15 protein-coding genes and 1 other annotated feature (1 of these 16 only partly in view) are annotated in these 14,991 nt (G+C 42.9%); of the genes, 14 read left to right on the top strand and 1 reads right to left on the bottom strand.

The genetic code is table 11. The features are described 5' to 3' along the window. Positions 1-221 (top strand) — a binding site (T-box leader) (it extends 59 nt beyond the left edge of the window). 73 nt (positions 222-294) lie between these two features. From RBB56_RS13890 to RBB56_RS13940, 11 genes are all read left to right on the top strand, one after another. After that, positions 295-2,958 (top strand): valine--tRNA ligase, encoded by a 2,664-nt coding sequence (locus RBB56_RS13890; protein ID WP_306719569.1) that lies wholly within the window; start codon positions 295-297, stop codon positions 2,956-2,958. A 14-nt stretch (positions 2,959-2,972) separates the two neighbouring features. After that, the gene (locus RBB56_RS13895) at positions 2,973-4,277 is read left to right on the top strand and encodes a bifunctional folylpolyglutamate synthase/dihydrofolate synthase (RefSeq protein WP_306719570.1); all 1,305 of its coding nucleotides are present in this window, start codon (positions 2,973-2,975) and stop codon (positions 4,275-4,277) included. Then, positions 4,270-4,449, top strand: a complete 180-nt coding sequence (locus RBB56_RS13900; RefSeq protein ID WP_306719571.1) for a hypothetical protein — start codon at positions 4,270-4,272, stop codon at positions 4,447-4,449. The genes RBB56_RS13895 and RBB56_RS13900 overlap by 8 nt, the downstream gene beginning before the upstream one ends. Positions 4,450-4,545: 96 nt before the next feature. Continuing rightward, the gene (locus tag RBB56_RS13905; protein ID WP_306719572.1) at positions 4,546-5,871 is read left to right on the top strand and encodes a tetratricopeptide repeat protein; all 1,326 of its coding nucleotides are present in this window, start codon (positions 4,546-4,548) and stop codon (positions 5,869-5,871) included. A 131-nt stretch (positions 5,872-6,002) separates the two neighbouring features. Continuing rightward, positions 6,003-6,311, top strand: a complete 309-nt coding sequence (locus RBB56_RS13910) for an STAS domain-containing protein (protein ID WP_306719573.1) — start codon at positions 6,003-6,005, stop codon at positions 6,309-6,311. A gap of 21 nt (positions 6,312-6,332) precedes the next feature. Further along, positions 6,333-6,779, top strand: a complete 447-nt coding sequence (gene spoIIAB, locus RBB56_RS13915; protein ID WP_306722159.1) for an anti-sigma F factor — start codon at positions 6,333-6,335, stop codon at positions 6,777-6,779. Between the two features lie 2 nt (positions 6,780-6,781). Further along, positions 6,782-7,498, top strand: a complete 717-nt coding sequence (locus RBB56_RS13920; RefSeq protein ID WP_306719574.1) for a SigF/SigG family RNA polymerase sporulation sigma factor — start codon at positions 6,782-6,784, stop codon at positions 7,496-7,498. A 258-nt stretch (positions 7,499-7,756) separates the two neighbouring features. Beyond that, positions 7,757-7,927, top strand: a complete 171-nt coding sequence (locus tag RBB56_RS13925) for a chorismate--pyruvate lyase (protein ID WP_306719575.1) — start codon at positions 7,757-7,759, stop codon at positions 7,925-7,927. Positions 7,928-8,085: 158 nt separating this feature from the next. Then, positions 8,086-8,715, top strand: coding sequence for a stage V sporulation protein AA (locus RBB56_RS13930; protein ID WP_306719576.1), 630 nt, complete (start codon positions 8,086-8,088; stop codon positions 8,713-8,715). Next, on the top strand, positions 8,705-9,205 hold the full coding sequence (locus tag RBB56_RS13935; protein WP_306722160.1) for a stage V sporulation protein AB: 501 nt from the start codon (positions 8,705-8,707) through the stop codon (positions 9,203-9,205). The genes RBB56_RS13930 and RBB56_RS13935 overlap by 11 nt, the downstream gene beginning before the upstream one ends. A 129-nt stretch (positions 9,206-9,334) precedes the next feature. Next, on the top strand, positions 9,335-9,793 hold the full coding sequence (locus tag RBB56_RS13940) for a SpoVA/SpoVAEb family sporulation membrane protein (RefSeq protein ID WP_306719577.1): 459 nt from the start codon (positions 9,335-9,337) through the stop codon (positions 9,791-9,793). Between the two features lie 12 nt (positions 9,794-9,805). Here the strand turns inward: RBB56_RS13940 and RBB56_RS13945 are convergent, their stop codons facing one another. Next, entirely contained in the window at positions 9,806-11,167 is a 1,362-nt protein-coding gene (locus tag RBB56_RS13945; protein WP_306719578.1) for an MATE family efflux transporter, read from the bottom strand. 331 nt (positions 11,168-11,498) lie between these two features. Between RBB56_RS13945 and RBB56_RS13950 the strand changes: the two genes are divergently transcribed. The 3 genes from RBB56_RS13950 to RBB56_RS13960 are packed head-to-tail and all read left to right on the top strand — an operon-like array spanning position 11,499 to position 14,949. Next, complete coding sequence (locus RBB56_RS13950; protein ID WP_306722161.1) at positions 11,499-12,848, top strand: MBOAT family O-acyltransferase; 1,350 nt, start codon at positions 11,499-11,501, stop codon at positions 12,846-12,848. A gap of 20 nt (positions 12,849-12,868) precedes the next feature. Next, positions 12,869-13,849, top strand: coding sequence for a GDSL-type esterase/lipase family protein (locus tag RBB56_RS13955; RefSeq protein WP_306719579.1), 981 nt, complete (start codon positions 12,869-12,871; stop codon positions 13,847-13,849). Between the two features lie 59 nt (positions 13,850-13,908). Then, a complete protein-coding gene (locus RBB56_RS13960; protein WP_306719580.1) occupies positions 13,909-14,949 on the top strand; it encodes a stage V sporulation protein AD in 1,041 nt (346 codons plus the stop codon). Positions 14,950-14,991: the final 42 nt, after the last annotated feature.

Below are 14,991 nucleotides of genomic sequence, written 5' to 3' on the forward strand. Positions count from 1 at the left end.
GCTGAAAGGTCATCGTAAGAAAGGAATGCGGAAGGTAGCTTTGGAACCGGAAGGCCAAACAGCGCCGTTGCGCTCAGTAGGTTTTCACGATTGATCCCCGTTACAGGATAGGACTTAGTGTGAAAATAAATTTTCACATGTCATGAGATAGGCATAGTTATCAAAATGAGAAGTCCATGAGAGAAAAATGAAGGTGGTACCGCGTAATTTACGCCCTTCGTCTGCTGTTTGCAGGCGAAGGGCTTTTTATGTATTCATAAAATTTATTCACAAAATTAAAATGAGGAGATAACGATGAGCAAAGAGTTAGCAAAGACCTATGATCCCAATGGAATTGAAGACAGATTATATGAGAAGTGGATGGAGAAGAAGTATTTCCATGCCGAGGTGGACAGAAGCAAGAAACCGTTTACGATAGTGATTCCACCCCCAAATATTACAGGACAGCTTCATATGGGGCATGCGCTGGATAATACGATGCAGGATATTTTGATTCGTTTTAAGAGGATGCAGGGATATAATGCACTTTGGCAGCCGGGAACGGATCATGCGTCCATTGCGACAGAAGTGAAGATTATTGAGAAGATGAAAGAAGAGGGAATCAGTAAGGAAGACCTTGGACGTGATGGCTTTTTAGAGCGTGCATGGGAGTGGAAGAAGGAGTATGGCGGAAGAATTATCGGTCAGCTCAAGAAACTCGGCTCCTCCTGTGATTGGGACAGAGAGCGTTTCACTATGGATGAAGGTTGTAATAAAGCTGTTACAGAAGTATTCTGTAAACTGCATGAAAAAGGATGGATTTATAAAGGCAGCAGAATTATTAACTGGTGTCCGGTATGTAATACGTCCATTTCCGATGCAGAAGTGGAATATGAAGAACAGGATGGCCACTTCTGGCATATTAAATATTCACTTCTAGAAGAGAATGGAGAAGTAAGCCGTACAGAATTCTTAGAATTTGCTACGACTCGTCCGGAGACGATGCTCGGAGATACAGCAGTTGCGGTGAATCCTGAGGATGATAGGTACAAACATTTAATAGGAAGAAAGGTACGCCTTCCTTTCGTAGAAAGAGAGATTCCTATTGTAGGAGACTCTTATGTAGATATGGAGTTCGGTACGGGAGTGGTGAAGATTACGCCGGCTCACGACCCCAATGACTTCGAGGTAGGAAGAAGACATGGCCTGCCGGAAGTTAACATTATGAATGACGATGCTACCATCAATGAAAACGGTGGAAAGTTCCAGGGAATGGATCGTTATGAAGCGAGAAAGGCTATTGTAAAAGAGCTGGAAGAAATGGGACTTTTGGTAAAGGTGGAGGCTCATTCTCATAATGTAGGTACTCATGACAGATGTAAAACGACAATCGAACCTATGATTAAAAAGCAGTGGTTCGTTAAGATGGATGAACTGATTAAGCCTGCGGTAGAAGCCGTTAAGTCTGGAGATATCCAGCTCGTTCCTGAGCGTATGGAGAAGACCTATTTCAATTGGACGGATAATATCCGCGATTGGTGCATCAGCCGTCAATTGTGGTGGGGACATAGAATTCCGGCTTATTACTGCGATGATTGTCAGGAGACAATCGTAGCGAAGGAAGCGCCGGGTGTATGCCCGAAATGTGGAAGTACACATCTTACGCAGGATGAGGATACGTTGGATACATGGTTTTCCTCTGCGTTATGGCCCTTCTCTACATTAGGCTGGCCGGAAAAAACGGAAGATTTGGACTATTTTTATCCAACGGATGTTCTCGTAACAGGATATGATATTATTTTCTTCTGGGTAATCCGCATGATTTTCTCTGGATTTGAGCAGATGGGTGAGAAACCGTTTAAGACGGTATTGTTCCACGGATTGATCAGGGATTCTCAGGGACGCAAGATGAGCAAGTCTCTCGGAAACGGTATTGATCCCTTGGAAATCATAGAGAAATACGGTGCGGATGCGCTGCGTTTGACCTTGGTTACGGGAAATGCGCCGGGCAATGATATGCGTTTCTATTATGAAAGAGTGGAATCCAGCCGTAACTTCGCCAATAAGGTATGGAATGCTTCCCGTTTTATTATGATGAATATGGAAGGGAAGAACATTGGAAATGTAACTGCGGATATGCTGGAACCGGTGGATAAGTGGATATTATCGAAGCTTAACCTGTTGATAAAGGAAGCCACCGATAACATGGAGCATTTCGAGTTAGGAATAGCGGTACAGAAGGTATATGATTTCATATGGGATGAGTTCTGCGATTGGTACATCGAGATGGTGAAACCGAGACTCTATAATTCGGATAACGAGTCGAGCCAGAACGCGGCACTTTGGACTTTGAAGACCGCACTTCTAAGTGCGTTGAAGTTGCTCCATCCTTATATGCCATTTTTGACAGAAGAAATCTTCTGTTCTCTGCAAACTGAAGAAGAATCGATTATGATCTCCTCTTGGCCGGCATACCGGGAAGCGTGGAATTTCGCGAAAGAAGAAAAAGACATAGAGATTATTAAGGAAGCGGTACGTGGAATAAGGAATGTCAGAACGCAGATGAATGTGGCTCCCAGCAGAAAGGCTAAGGTATATGTAGTAAGCGAGAAAGACGATATTCTCTCCGCATTTACGGAAGGAAAACTCTTTTTCTCTTCCTTAGCTTATGCTTCGGAAGTAGGAATTCAGAAGGATAAAGAGGGAATTGAAGACGATGCGGTATCCGTGATGATTCCGGGAGCGGCGTTATATATTCCTTTTGCTGAGCTGGTAGATATTAAACAGGAGATAGAGCGCCTTGAAAAAGAAGAAAAACGTCTGCAGGGAGAGCTTGCCAGAGTAAATGGAATGTTAAGCAATGAGAGATTCATTTCTAAGGCGCCTGAGGCAAAGATTCAGGAAGAAAAAGAAAAATTAGAAAAATATGCACAGATGCTGGAGCAAGTATCTCTTCGTTTACAGCAGCTTGGGAAATAGGCAAGGGTACTGAGATGAAGACCTATTTGGAAGCAGAAGAATATCTTTTGGATGTACCGAGATTTACTAAAAAGAATACACTTGAGGATACGAGTCGATTCCTGGAGTCTTTAGGCAATCCGGGAATCGGGAGAAAGGTAATTCATGTGGCAGGCACAAACGGAAAAGGTTCCGTTTGTGCTTACTTGTGCTCGATTCTTTCTAAGGCAGGTTACCGTGTAGGAATGTTTTCCTCCCCTCATCTTGTAGAAATGAGAGAGCGTTTCCGAATTGATGGAACTGTGGTGGGAGAGGAAGCGTTTGTTCATGCATTTACGAAGGTATCGGAACATATTGGCGCAATGAGAACCTCTAAGGGTGATTGTTATCATCCGACCTTTTTCGAGTTTCTATTTTTTATGGGGATGCTTCTTTTTGAGGAAGAAGAGGTGGATTATATCCTGTTGGAAACAGGGCTCGGCGGCAGGCTGGATGCCACTAATGTAGTACCAAAGCCTGTGCTGACGGTAATTACCGAGATTGGAATGGATCATATGGAATACCTGGGTGAGACGATACCCGAGATTGCCATGGAAAAGGCAGGAATTCTTAAGCCCGGTGTCCCCGTCGTTTTTTGCGATAAAAGAACGGAGGCATCGAAGGTAATCATAAAAAGGGCCAAAAGCCTTGGAATACAGGCATTCTCAGTGAGTGCGGAGGACTATCTTAATGTTAATTTAACAAATAAAAGCATTGATTTTTCCTTCCGTTCTCGTTATTATGATTATATTAGACTTATGGTAAGAACAAAAGCGCTGTATCAGGTGGAGAATGCAGCTATTGCAGCCAGGTGTATCGAAGTACTTAACAACGAAACTGTTACTTTGGAGCATCTGAGGACAGGCATTGAAAGCATGGTATGGGAAGGCAGAATGGAAGAAGTGATGCCGGGGATATTCTTAGAAGGAGCCCATAATGAGGATGGCATCTATGCTTTTTTAGAGACAGTGAAGGTCGATTCGTGTGAAGGGAAGCGATATCTTCTGTTTTCTGCGGTCTCTGATAAGGATTATGCATCCATGGTACGTATGTTATCCAAGGAGCGTCTCTTTCATTTTACGGCGGTGACGAAGCTGGGCAGCGGCCGGGCAGCACCCCTTGATAAATTATGTGAGGCGTTTGCACATAGCAGTAGTGAATATGAATTTTTCGAAAGTACAAAAGATGCATTTACTTTTTTATTAGAGAAGAAAAAAGAGCAGGATTCTATATATATAGCCGGTTCCCTGTATCTGGTAGGAGAAATCAAGGAACTGTTAAGGAGGAGAACGGATGATTAATTTTGAAGAAGAATTGAAAAAGTTTCATCTTAGTTTGGAAGTAGAAGATGTGGAGGATGCAATTTATAATCAGGATTTGACAGATATGGCAGATGTTTTTGTCAAGATGGTAAAAGATATGGAAAATGAAACGACAGTTCGCAAAGAAACAAAGCGTCATATAGAAGAATAGGGGTGCGGCATGATATGTTATAATTGTGGCGGCCGCTTATCTGAGCACGATTTTTGCACCGGTTGCGGAGCTGATGTATCAACATATAAGAAGATTATGTCTATATCCAATCGGTTTTACAACGATGGATTAGAAAAAGCAGGAGTGAGGGATCTGTCGGGCGCGATTATCAGCCTGCGTCAGAGCCTTAAGTTCAACAAACATAATATCGAAGCGAGAAATCTGTTAGGTCTTGTTTATTTCGAGATGGGTGAAGTGGTATCGGCGCTCGGTGAGTGGGTCATCAGCAAGAATCTTCGTCCTAAGAAGAATATTGCAGACGATTATATAGATATGATTCAGAGCAATCAGGCAAGACTCGATTCTATCAATCAGACGATTAAGAAGTATAATCAGGCCCTCGTATATTGCAGGCAGAATAGTTTGGATCTTGCGACTATTCAATTGAAAAAGGTACTTTCTTTGAACCCGAAGCTGGTCAAGGCACATCAGCTTTTAGCGCTTTTGTATATTAACGGCGAGGAATGGGATAAGGCTAGAAAAGAGCTGAATAAATGCATTCAAATCGATACCAATAATACGATGACATTGCGCTACTTGAAAGAAGTAGAACATATGCTCGCTCCGGAAGAGGGGGCTAAAGCCGCTTCGAAGAAGAAAAGTCAGACGAAGGATGCAGTGGTCTATCAAAGCGGTAATGAGACGATTATTCAGCCTGTGAATGTCAAGGAATCAAGAGGAGTATCTTCCCTTATCAATATGGGAATCGGAATTATTATCGGTATTGCTATTGCAGGCTTTCTTATCCTGCCTGCGCGGATACAATCAGCGAAGGCAACGGTGAACGATGAGCTGAGAGTGGTGAGCGAACAATTGGATGCCAAGACAGCAACAATCGATGAGATGGAGCAACAGGTGAGTACCTTGACAGAAGAAAATGCCAAGCTGAAAGGGGATCTGGAGGGATATATTGGAACAGACGGCGCTTTGCAGGCGACGGATCAGCTTCTTCTTGCAGCCGGCGCTTACTTGCAGGATGCTTCGGATATTATGGCAGTATCGGGTTATCTCGATGATATCGATGTGGAAAGTTTAGGAGATGCAGCTTCCGAAGCATTTACCGGGTTATATGGAACGCTTACCGGATTAATCGGGCCGGAACTCGCGAAGACCTATTATAACGACGGCTATAAAGATTATCAACAGGAGAAGTATGCCAGCGCGATTCCGAAATTGGCGAGGGCTTATCAATACGATGAAACTAACGGAGATGCTCTGTTCTACCTGGCTAACTCATATAGGAAAAATGGAAATGAAGATAAGGCGAAGGAAGCATATACCAAATTCATCGAATCCTTCCCCGGAACAGAGCGGGCGAACCGTTCAAAAGCGTATCTGGCGGAAATGAATAACGGCGATTAAGAAATGACGAGTACAGGCAAACTTACAAAAGAGGACATAAGTAATTATGTTCTCTTTTATTTTGCATAAAATCGACAAAAGCAGACATACTATAAGGGATGGAAGGGAAAAGAGAGAGGAAGGAGAAGCGCATGGAAGAGAATTTCAAAGTAATCGACAATTATCTTATGGTGAGGATGCCGGAGGAGATCGATCATCACCAATCGTCGTACATAAGCGAAAATGCAGACCGTTTTATTATGCATAATAGTGTGAGCAATGTAGTATTCGATTTTGAGGATACGAAGTTTATGGATAGTTCCGGAATAGGAATTATTATGGGAAGATATAAGAAGATTTCTTGCTTTGGCGGTAAGGTGTTTGCAGTTAATATGGACAGGCGGATCAGACATCTTTTGATGATATCAGGCTTACATAAAATAGTGGAAATCATGGACTAGGAGAAAGGCATGGGCAGTGAGATGAAAAATGAAATGAAGATGAAATTTGATGCGGTGTCGGAAAATGAATCTTTTGCAAGGATATCCGTAGCAGCTTTTATATCATTCTTAAACCCTACTCTGGAGGAAATGTCGGATGTAAAGACGGCGGTATCGGAGGCGGTGACGAATGCAATTATTCACGGATATGATGGAAAAAAAGATGGCAAGGTGGAAATTAATTGTTCCATTGAGAAAGATGTATTACATATTGAAATTATCGATAAAGGGAATGGCATCGAAAATATAGAAAAGGCCATGGAGCCATTGTTTACAACGAAGCCGGAGTTAAATAGATCCGGAATGGGTTTCCCCTTTATGGAAGCATTTATGGATGACTTAGAAGTGGTATCTGAAGTGGGAAAGGGAACGACGGTACAGATGAAGAAGAAAATAGGCTGTACCCCGTGGATAGAGGATGAGGAGTAGCTATGGAGGAAGTAACAGCCCTGATTGCCAAATCACAAGCTGGTGATAAAGAAGCAAGAGAGATACTGATAGAGAAAAATCTGGGGCTGGTTCATCATATTGTAAAGCGCTTTTTAGGAAGAGGCTATGAAGCGGAGGATTTATTCCAGATAGGGAGCATCGGATTGATCAAAGCCATCGATAAATTCGATTTATCCTTTGATGTGAAGTTCTCCACTTATGCGGTCCCTATGATCAGCGGAGAAATCAAACGTTTTCTGCGGGATGATGGAATGGTGAAGGTGAGCAGAACGTTAAAGGAGAATGGCTGGAAGGTGAAGCAGGCGGCAGAAAGAATCATAAGAGAACAAGGCAGAGAAGCGACTCTCGAAGAAATTGCGGCCCTTACAGAACTGACGGTGGAAGATATCGTAATGGCTATGGAGGCGAATGTGGAGGTGGAATCCATTTACAAATCGGTATATCAGTCCGAGGGAAATGAAATCTATCTGGTAGATAAGCTGCCTGAGAAAAAGGATGCCAACGAAAAGTTGTTAAACCATATGCTATTGGAGCAATTAATGGGTGAACTGAAAGAGGAGGAGAGGAAGCTTATTATTTTAAGATATTTTCAGGACAAGACTCAGGTAGAAGTGGCGAAAAGGCTGGGAATCAGTCAGGTACAGGTAAGCCGTATGGAAAAAAGGATTTTAGTCCGTATGAGAGAAAGTCTCATATAGTTGGTTACAGTTCAGCCTTGCTTCACAGTAACAATTAATGCACACAAAATGCTAAAAATACCAAGATAAAGCATTTGGCATGGCATTTTGGCGCTTGCAGTACTCGCAAAATTGCATAGAGAAACAATTTTGACTTCGCGGTATTGAAGGCTGAACTGTTACTATAGTTGTACTTTTTTCTGTGCAGCGCTATACTATTTGTAAGGGAACAAAATACCTTTTATATCGAAAGATGGCGATGGATAGGAGGAAGAACGAATGAATGTATTCGATTACGTGGTGGTTAATATAGAAGGGGACTATGCTAATTTAAGGCGCATAGATAATGTGGATGAGGAGCTTAAGCTTGTTGCGAGGGCTCTTTTGCCGGAGGAGATTACAGAGGGAACGAAGCTTCATTACGAATACATGGAATATACGATTATCTAGAATTATAATGATGTAACAGTTCGGTTTTCTCACTGTTACTGATATTTACCGTTTGCTTTCGTATAATTTTGAGACGATACGCAATAATAAAGAGGAATGTAACTGTGAGAGTACTGAACAGTTACGAGGAATGAATTAATGGAGGCGGCAGTGAGAAAATGGCGTCAGAAACTCTTTATTTAAAAGCGAGGCGGAACGTAGAGGTTACTACGGAAGATGTATTTTTTAAGGATGTGGCTCAGGTATATTGTGCGGATTCCCATATTACGGCGAAAGTGAAATCGATAAAGATTCACCGTTTCGGCGAAAAGGGACAGACGCGCCAAGTGTTTGGCGTGCTGAAATTAATAGAAATGATAGAACAAGCTTGTCCGAATGTGGATGTGGAGAATATCGGAGAGACGGATATTCTCGTTAAGCGTGTGAAGGCGGATAAGAAAAAAGGATTTTTAGTATTTCTTAAAATATTTTTTGTGGCGGGGATTAGTTTCTTCGGTACCGCATTTACAATTATGGCCTTCCATAACGATGTAGGGATTCACCAAGTATTCAGCAAGGTATATGAACTTGTGATGGGAGAGGCCGCGGGAGGTTATACGATTTTAGAACTGTCTTATTCTATCGGGCTTTCCGTCGGGATTATCGTATTTTTTAACCACATCGGCGGACGGAGAATTACCAAGGATCCTACGCCAATAGAGGTAGAAATGCGCATCTACGAACAAGATGTGGATAACGCCTTGGTGGAAACTGCAGACAGGGAGGGAAAGACCATTGATGTTTCTTAAACAGCTTTTGCTGGGTGCTATGGGACTGAGTTTCGGTTTTTTTGCCTCAGGCGGTGTCTTTACTGTTCTGGTATCCGTCGGTCTAATCCCCAGATTCGCAGGGAAGTTACACGTTGGCCGGAAAGTTATCCTCTTTGAAGAGGCGGTAATCGCGGGAACTATATTTGGTTGTTTTTTAAGTATTTTCAGCCGCTATGGAAGGATTGGCGACTTCGTTATTGAGAAGCATTTATTTGGAGAGGTGTATACGGAGGCGGTCTGGCATGTGGCAGGTACAGGAATTCTTATGGTATCCGGCTCGCTGGCGGGAATCTTTATAGGCTGTCTGGCTTTGGCTATTGCAGAAATGCTTAACTCCATTCCTATTTTCTCGAGAAGAATTGGTTTCCGGCACGGACTCGGCATCGCAGTGCTTGCGATGGCCTTGGGTAAGGTCGCCGGAAGCCTTATATATTTTATAAAGGCCATTTATCTACATGGGGGAATGTAAAGGGAATGTAAAAAAGAAAGATCTTGCATAAAATCATATGAAAATCCGCATACTGAGAGAAGATAAAAGTAATGTAACTGTGAGGGTAGTGAACAGTTACAAAGTAAATTTCTCAGAGAGGTTATAGCGATGGAAGAGCAGATAAAGCAGGAATATCAAGAATATGTCAAAGAGGTCACCCCGACTCATAACTTGTGGGTGCAGATGTTGAAGGCATTTCTGGTAGGAGGAATCATATGTGTCATCGGTCAGTTTATCTTGAACTACTGCACACAGACACTGGGACTAGATAAAGAGACGGCAGGCAGTTGGAATTCCCTCCTTCTTATATTGATGAGTATTTTGCTCACCGGTATCAATGTTTATCCCAGTATTGTAAAGTTTGGAGGGGCAGGGGCCCTTGTTCCGATTACAGGATTTGCCAACTCTGTGGCAGCCCCTGCCATTGAATTCAAAAAAGAGGGACAAGTATTCGGTATCGGATGCAAAATATTTACGATAGCCGGACCTGTGATTTTATATGGTATTGTTACGAGCTGGGTTCTTGGTTTATTGTATTGGCTGGGAAAAAGCTTCGGATGGTTCTAAAAGAGGATGCCTTTAGGCATCCTCAAATAAATTATCTCGTGTAATATTCTTTAACCATTTTCCGCTCTTGTAATGTTTTATGACCCATGGCCATTTGACGAACTCATCGGTGCAGAGCAAAAAGTATACCCATAGGACGGGGAGACGCAAGACAAAGGCGGCGATGAAACCTAACGGTACGGCATAGCACCACATGTCGATGGTATCGCAGATAAAGCCGAAACGACTGTCGCCACCGGCTCGGAAAACTCCGGCAATCAACGTTGTGTTGACAGCGGCTCCCATAACATAATATGTATTGATAAAGAGCATATATTTTAAATAATGAAGAGCCGTATCGGTTAGCGCTGCATATTTCAGGACAAAGGGAATAGCGATTAAAACGAGAAGTCCTCCCAACAGCCCGCTGAGAACCGTAAGTCTCATTAATTTTTTTGCATTGGTGCGGGCGTCATCCAGACGGTTCTCGCCAATTTCTTTGCCTAATAAAATACCTCCTGCACTGGCAACCCCGAAACAGAAGATCGTGCCGAAATTACGAATGACAGAAACGAAGGAGTTGGCAGCGACGGCATCTGCCCCGAGATGACCGATGATAACCGAATACATGGAAAATGCAACGCCCCAGGAAACATCGTTGGCAAGAGCCGGTAAGGATAAGCGGAAAAAATCCTTAAGCAGCAATTTATTGTGGATGAACATAAGTTTCAAGTTAAGTTTAATATCCTTGCTGTAATAGGATATGACGAAACATGCAATCAATTCCAGCACACGAGAAATAGAAGTGGAGAGTGCAACACCGATGATGCCGAGCTTAGGGGCGCCGAACAAACCGAAAATAAATACAGCATTCAGAAAGATGTCGAAGCTGATCGTAACGGAATTGAGTACCGTGCCGATAACGACCCTCCCGATACTTCTTAGGATGGAAAGGTAGATTTCAATTAAGCCCCAGCATAAATAGCTGACGCTCATATAACGCAAAAAGAGAGCTCCTAATGCGATCAATTCAACATCGTTAGTGAAAATTCTCATCATAAGGTGCGGAATGCTAAAGGCGCAAACCGCGAATAGAATGGAGATGACCAGAGAGAAGCGAAGTGCGATTCCTTCCACCGCTTCGATTGCACGCATATCTCCCTTTCCATAATATTGCGCGCACAACATAGTTGCACCCGTTCCCAGACCATAATAAACCATGAATAAAATACTGGAATATTGGGCTGCGAGAGATGCTGCTGCAATAGAGCTCTGTCCTACCGAATTAAGCATAATAACATCCGCGGAGCTTACCGCAGCACTTAGTAAGTTCTGTATAACGATGGGAATTACCAGTTTAAATGTCTGTTGATAAAATCTACTTTTAGTCTTCATTGTTGTATTATAAAACTCCATATGTTATTTTTTACGCTTGGCTCCCATCTGCATGCTTTAGCATGTATACAAATCAGGGGGTGAAAGTTTTTCACCCTGTTCATCTTACTACAAAGGGAAGACGTTTGTACATATGAAAAATTTTGCGTTACAGAGAACGGAGTGAATAGGTAACAATTGCTAAATAAAATTAAGATTATTTTAAGGGTTGTCTATTGAGATTAGAAACCTGCGGTGTTACAATATAATTATTCTTAATACGTAACTGTGAGGGTACCGAACAGTTACCTTGACACAATGTAAATTCAGAAGAATGTAAGGATTGAGAAAAATGGTATTGTTTTCCGGGATGGAATTCCTGTTTCGTTTTTTGCCGATTTTCTTAGCCATTTATTATATAACATCGCAAAAATACAGAAATACGGCGTTATTGTTCGGGAGCGTCGTATTTTATGCCGTAGGAGAGCCGTATTTCATACTGCTTCTTTTGGTATCCGTATGGATGAATTATATTCTGGCGAAAAAAATAAGCTTATATGGAAAAAAGAGAGAGTATTGGTTAGCAGCAGCCCTATTATTAGATGTAGGGCTATTAGTTATATTTAAAATGCTCGGTGCATTTGTTGGAAATGAAATACTGCCTTTAGGGCTTAGCTTTTATACGTTCAAAATGATTTCCTTTCAGATGGATATCTATAAAAGGACAATTAAGGAACTGCCAACATTTAAACGTACCGCTGTTTATTTTATGATGTTTCCTCAGATTGTATCTGGGCCGGTTATGCGTTTCTCGGAGGGCGGATTCACACTTGAGAAGCGTATTTACTCTTGGGAACAATTTGAAAAGGGGCTTTATTTCTTTATTTTGGGAATGGGAACAAAGGTGCTCCTTGCGGATCGTCTGGCGATTCTTTGGAAGGATATCCATACCATAGGTTATGAGAGCATATCCACCTTGCTCGCATGGCTGGGGGCTTTTTCTTATTCTATGCAGCTATATTTTGACTTCTGGGGATATTCTCTTATGGCGGCGGGGCTCGGTATGATGCTGGGTTTTCCTTTTATTATGAATTTCGATCATCCATACGCTTCGCGCAGCGTTAGTGAGTTCTGGCGGCGGTGGCACGTGACGCTTGGAAGATTTTTCAGGGATTATGTCTATATTCCTCTGGGAGGCAGCCGGGAAGGAATGGGTAAGACGGTGCGCAATCTGCTGATTGTATGGATTCTGACCGGATTTTGGCATGGTGTCAGCCCTAACTTTATTTTGTGGGGACTTATTCTCTTTTTGATTATTATGATGGAGAAGCTTTGGCTGGGAAAATGGCTGCAGAAATATTCGATTCTGGGCAGGTGTTATATGCTTGTTTTGCTCCCTGTCACATGGATGCTGTTTGCCATCACGGATATGGGTCAGCTTCTCGTATATTTAGGCAGGATGTTTCCATTGATCGGGGGAGAGGGAATTGCAGTTAATTCACAGGATATCGTGAAATACTTGAGTATGTATGGTCCGTATCTGGCGGCTGGCATCCTCTGGTGTATTCCATCTGTCTATCGTTTTCTAGGCAAGCATAGGAAGCATCCGATAGTGATCGCAGGTCTGGTCTGCATCTTCTGGCTCTCCGTTTATATTACGGTCAGCATGGGGAATAATCCCTTCGCATATTTGAAATTTTAGGCAGGAAATAAGGTGAGATAATGAAATGGATAAGGAAGTGTCCGTTATTTTATGGCCTTGTAATAAGCGGTATGCTTTTTACTTCGCTTGGAATAATCGGAAAAAATTCCATATATAAAGATTATGAATATCAATGGGGGAAGACTCCCTTTGCGGCTCTGGTGATGGAAGGGATCAGCAAGGGGGAATATCCATTGGAACATATGAACTTCAGCACTTCTTCCGTAATAGAGGCAGTATCCGGAGCGTTGAATCTTCCGATGGGAAATAAAGATGGGGAAGGATCTCCCGATAAGGCCGTGGATGGAACAACCGGCTCTCCTCTGAAAGTGGAAGCGATCCCTGATGAAAGTGGGAAAGAGATCCTCGTTCAGGGAGAGCATACACAAGAGGATAGAATTCGAGAGTTCCAAGTAGTAGGAGAGGATTACTTCGATGATGCCGCTTTTATAGGCGATTCCAGAACGGTAGGTCTCTTTGAATACGGAGGCTTGGGAGAACGAAGCGATTTCTTTGCCAAGACGTCGTTGACCATATACGATGTGCTGACCAAGGAAGTAATGAAAGACGAGGAAACAGGGGAAAAGATTACGATAGAAGATGCCCTGCAGAAGAAGCAGTATGGGAAAGTGTATCTTATGCTCGGTATTAACGAGCTGGGGACCGGAACGACGCAGACCTTTATGAAGGAATATGAAAAGGTAGTGGAGCGGATCAGGCAGTTACAGCCGGAGGCGGTCATCTTCGTGGAAGGCATTATGCGAGTGGCACAAGAGAAGGACGCAACCGATCCTATTTTCAATAACACGAATATTAATGAAAGAAATAATGCGATTGCGCAGCTTGCGGACAATCGACAAATATTTTATATCGATGTCAATGAAGTAGTGTGCGATAAGAATGGCAATCTGGAGAAGGATTATACGACGGATGAGATTCATTTGAAGGCACAATACTATGAAATATGGAAGCAATTTCTGATGAACAAAGGAATTGAATAAATTTCGTTTTTTTTCAAATAATACTATACATAAAATATATTGGGAAAGCGTGGTATAGTATGAGCAAGGAAAAAAGTGGATACGCCATCGGAAAACAGAGCATAGAAATGAAAGAGCCTGTCTATATCAGGGAAAGTGCCAGTGTTGTCGGTACGAAGGAGGGGCAAGGTCCCTTGGCAGAATTATTTGATATGATAGGTCAGGATGATATGTTTGGCTGTGCTTCCTGGGAGGAAGCGGAGAGTAGCCTGCAAAAAGACGCCGTGTATCTGGCGCTGGGTAAGGCAGGCATGAAGAAAGAAGAAATACGTTATATTTTTGCCGGTGATTTACTGGGGCAGTCGATAGCCAGCAGTTTCGGCTTGGCATCCTATGAGATGCCTCTTATCGGAATGTACGGTGCCTGTTCTACCTGCGGACTGACGCTTAGTATGGGAGCGATAACGGTTGCAGGGGGATTTGCAGAACATGTAGTATGTGTGACATCCAGCCATTTTGCCAGCGCGGAGAAGGAGTTTCGTTTTCCCTTAGGATATGGCAATCAACGCCCTCTTTCCGCTTCGTGGACAGTGACAGGAAGCGGCGCCTTCGTTCTAAGCGGTGATAAAGGAGCGAAGTCCAGGGCGGCGATTACCGGAATTACAACAGGGAAAATCATGGACTACGGATTAAAAGATTCCATGAATATGGGAGCCTGCATGGCACCGTCAGCCTGCGATACCATCTATCAGAACTTAATGGATTTCAATCGAAGACCTTCGGATTATGATAAGATTATTACGGGAGACTTGGGGACTGTGGGGCAGCATGCACTTATCGATTTGCTGAATAAGAAGGGAATCGATATATCCGGGCAGCATATGGACTGCGGAATTGAGATTTATGATGCGAAGGAGCAGGATACCCATGCAGGGGGAAGCGGCTGTGGATGCAGCGCGGTCACGTTGTCGGCCTACATTCTGAAAAAGTTAGAAGAAGGTGTGTGGAAACGAGTATTGTTCGTACCTACCGGAGCCCTCCTTTCGAAAACGAGTTTCAATGAAGGACAGACAGTGCCGGGCATTGCTCATGGCGTTGTGCTTGAGACCATAACAGGTTAATAAGAACTTTTATACTGTAATGTAATAAGTTCTTTCCTATAG

The sequence above is a fragment of the Kineothrix sp. MB12-C1 genome, assembly GCF_030863805.1.
Taxonomy (GTDB): domain Bacteria; phylum Bacillota; class Clostridia; order Lachnospirales; family Lachnospiraceae; genus Kineothrix.

Coding starts and splice junctions, on each gene's coding strand:
- RBB56_RS13945 (WP_306719578.1), bottom strand. CDS start 11,167: ATGAAGACTAAAAGTAGATTTTATCAACAGACATTTAAACTGGTAATT.
- RBB56_RS13920 (WP_306719574.1), top strand. CDS start 6,782: ATGGAGGAAGTAACAGCCCTGATTGCCAAATCACAAGCTGGTGATAAA.
- RBB56_RS13910 (WP_306719573.1), top strand. CDS start 6,003: ATGGAAGAGAATTTCAAAGTAATCGACAATTATCTTATGGTGAGGATG.
- RBB56_RS13905 (WP_306719572.1), top strand. CDS start 4,546: ATGTCTATATCCAATCGGTTTTACAACGATGGATTAGAAAAAGCAGGA.
- RBB56_RS13925 (WP_306719575.1), top strand. CDS start 7,757: ATGAATGTATTCGATTACGTGGTGGTTAATATAGAAGGGGACTATGCT.
- spoIIAB (WP_306722159.1), top strand. CDS start 6,333: ATGAAAAATGAAATGAAGATGAAATTTGATGCGGTGTCGGAAAATGAA.
- RBB56_RS13950 (WP_306722161.1), top strand. CDS start 11,499: ATGGTATTGTTTTCCGGGATGGAATTCCTGTTTCGTTTTTTGCCGATT.
- RBB56_RS13895 (WP_306719570.1), top strand. CDS start 2,973: ATGAAGACCTATTTGGAAGCAGAAGAATATCTTTTGGATGTACCGAGA.
- RBB56_RS13935 (WP_306722160.1), top strand. CDS start 8,705: ATGTTTCTTAAACAGCTTTTGCTGGGTGCTATGGGACTGAGTTTCGGT.
- RBB56_RS13955 (WP_306719579.1), top strand. CDS start 12,869: ATGAAATGGATAAGGAAGTGTCCGTTATTTTATGGCCTTGTAATAAGC.
- RBB56_RS13890 (WP_306719569.1), top strand. CDS start 295: ATGAGCAAAGAGTTAGCAAAGACCTATGATCCCAATGGAATTGAAGAC.
- RBB56_RS13900 (WP_306719571.1), top strand. CDS start 4,270: ATGATTAATTTTGAAGAAGAATTGAAAAAGTTTCATCTTAGTTTGGAA.
- RBB56_RS13930 (WP_306719576.1), top strand. CDS start 8,086: ATGGCGTCAGAAACTCTTTATTTAAAAGCGAGGCGGAACGTAGAGGTT.
- RBB56_RS13960 (WP_306719580.1), top strand. CDS start 13,909: ATGAGCAAGGAAAAAAGTGGATACGCCATCGGAAAACAGAGCATAGAA.
- RBB56_RS13940 (WP_306719577.1), top strand. CDS start 9,335: ATGGAAGAGCAGATAAAGCAGGAATATCAAGAATATGTCAAAGAGGTC.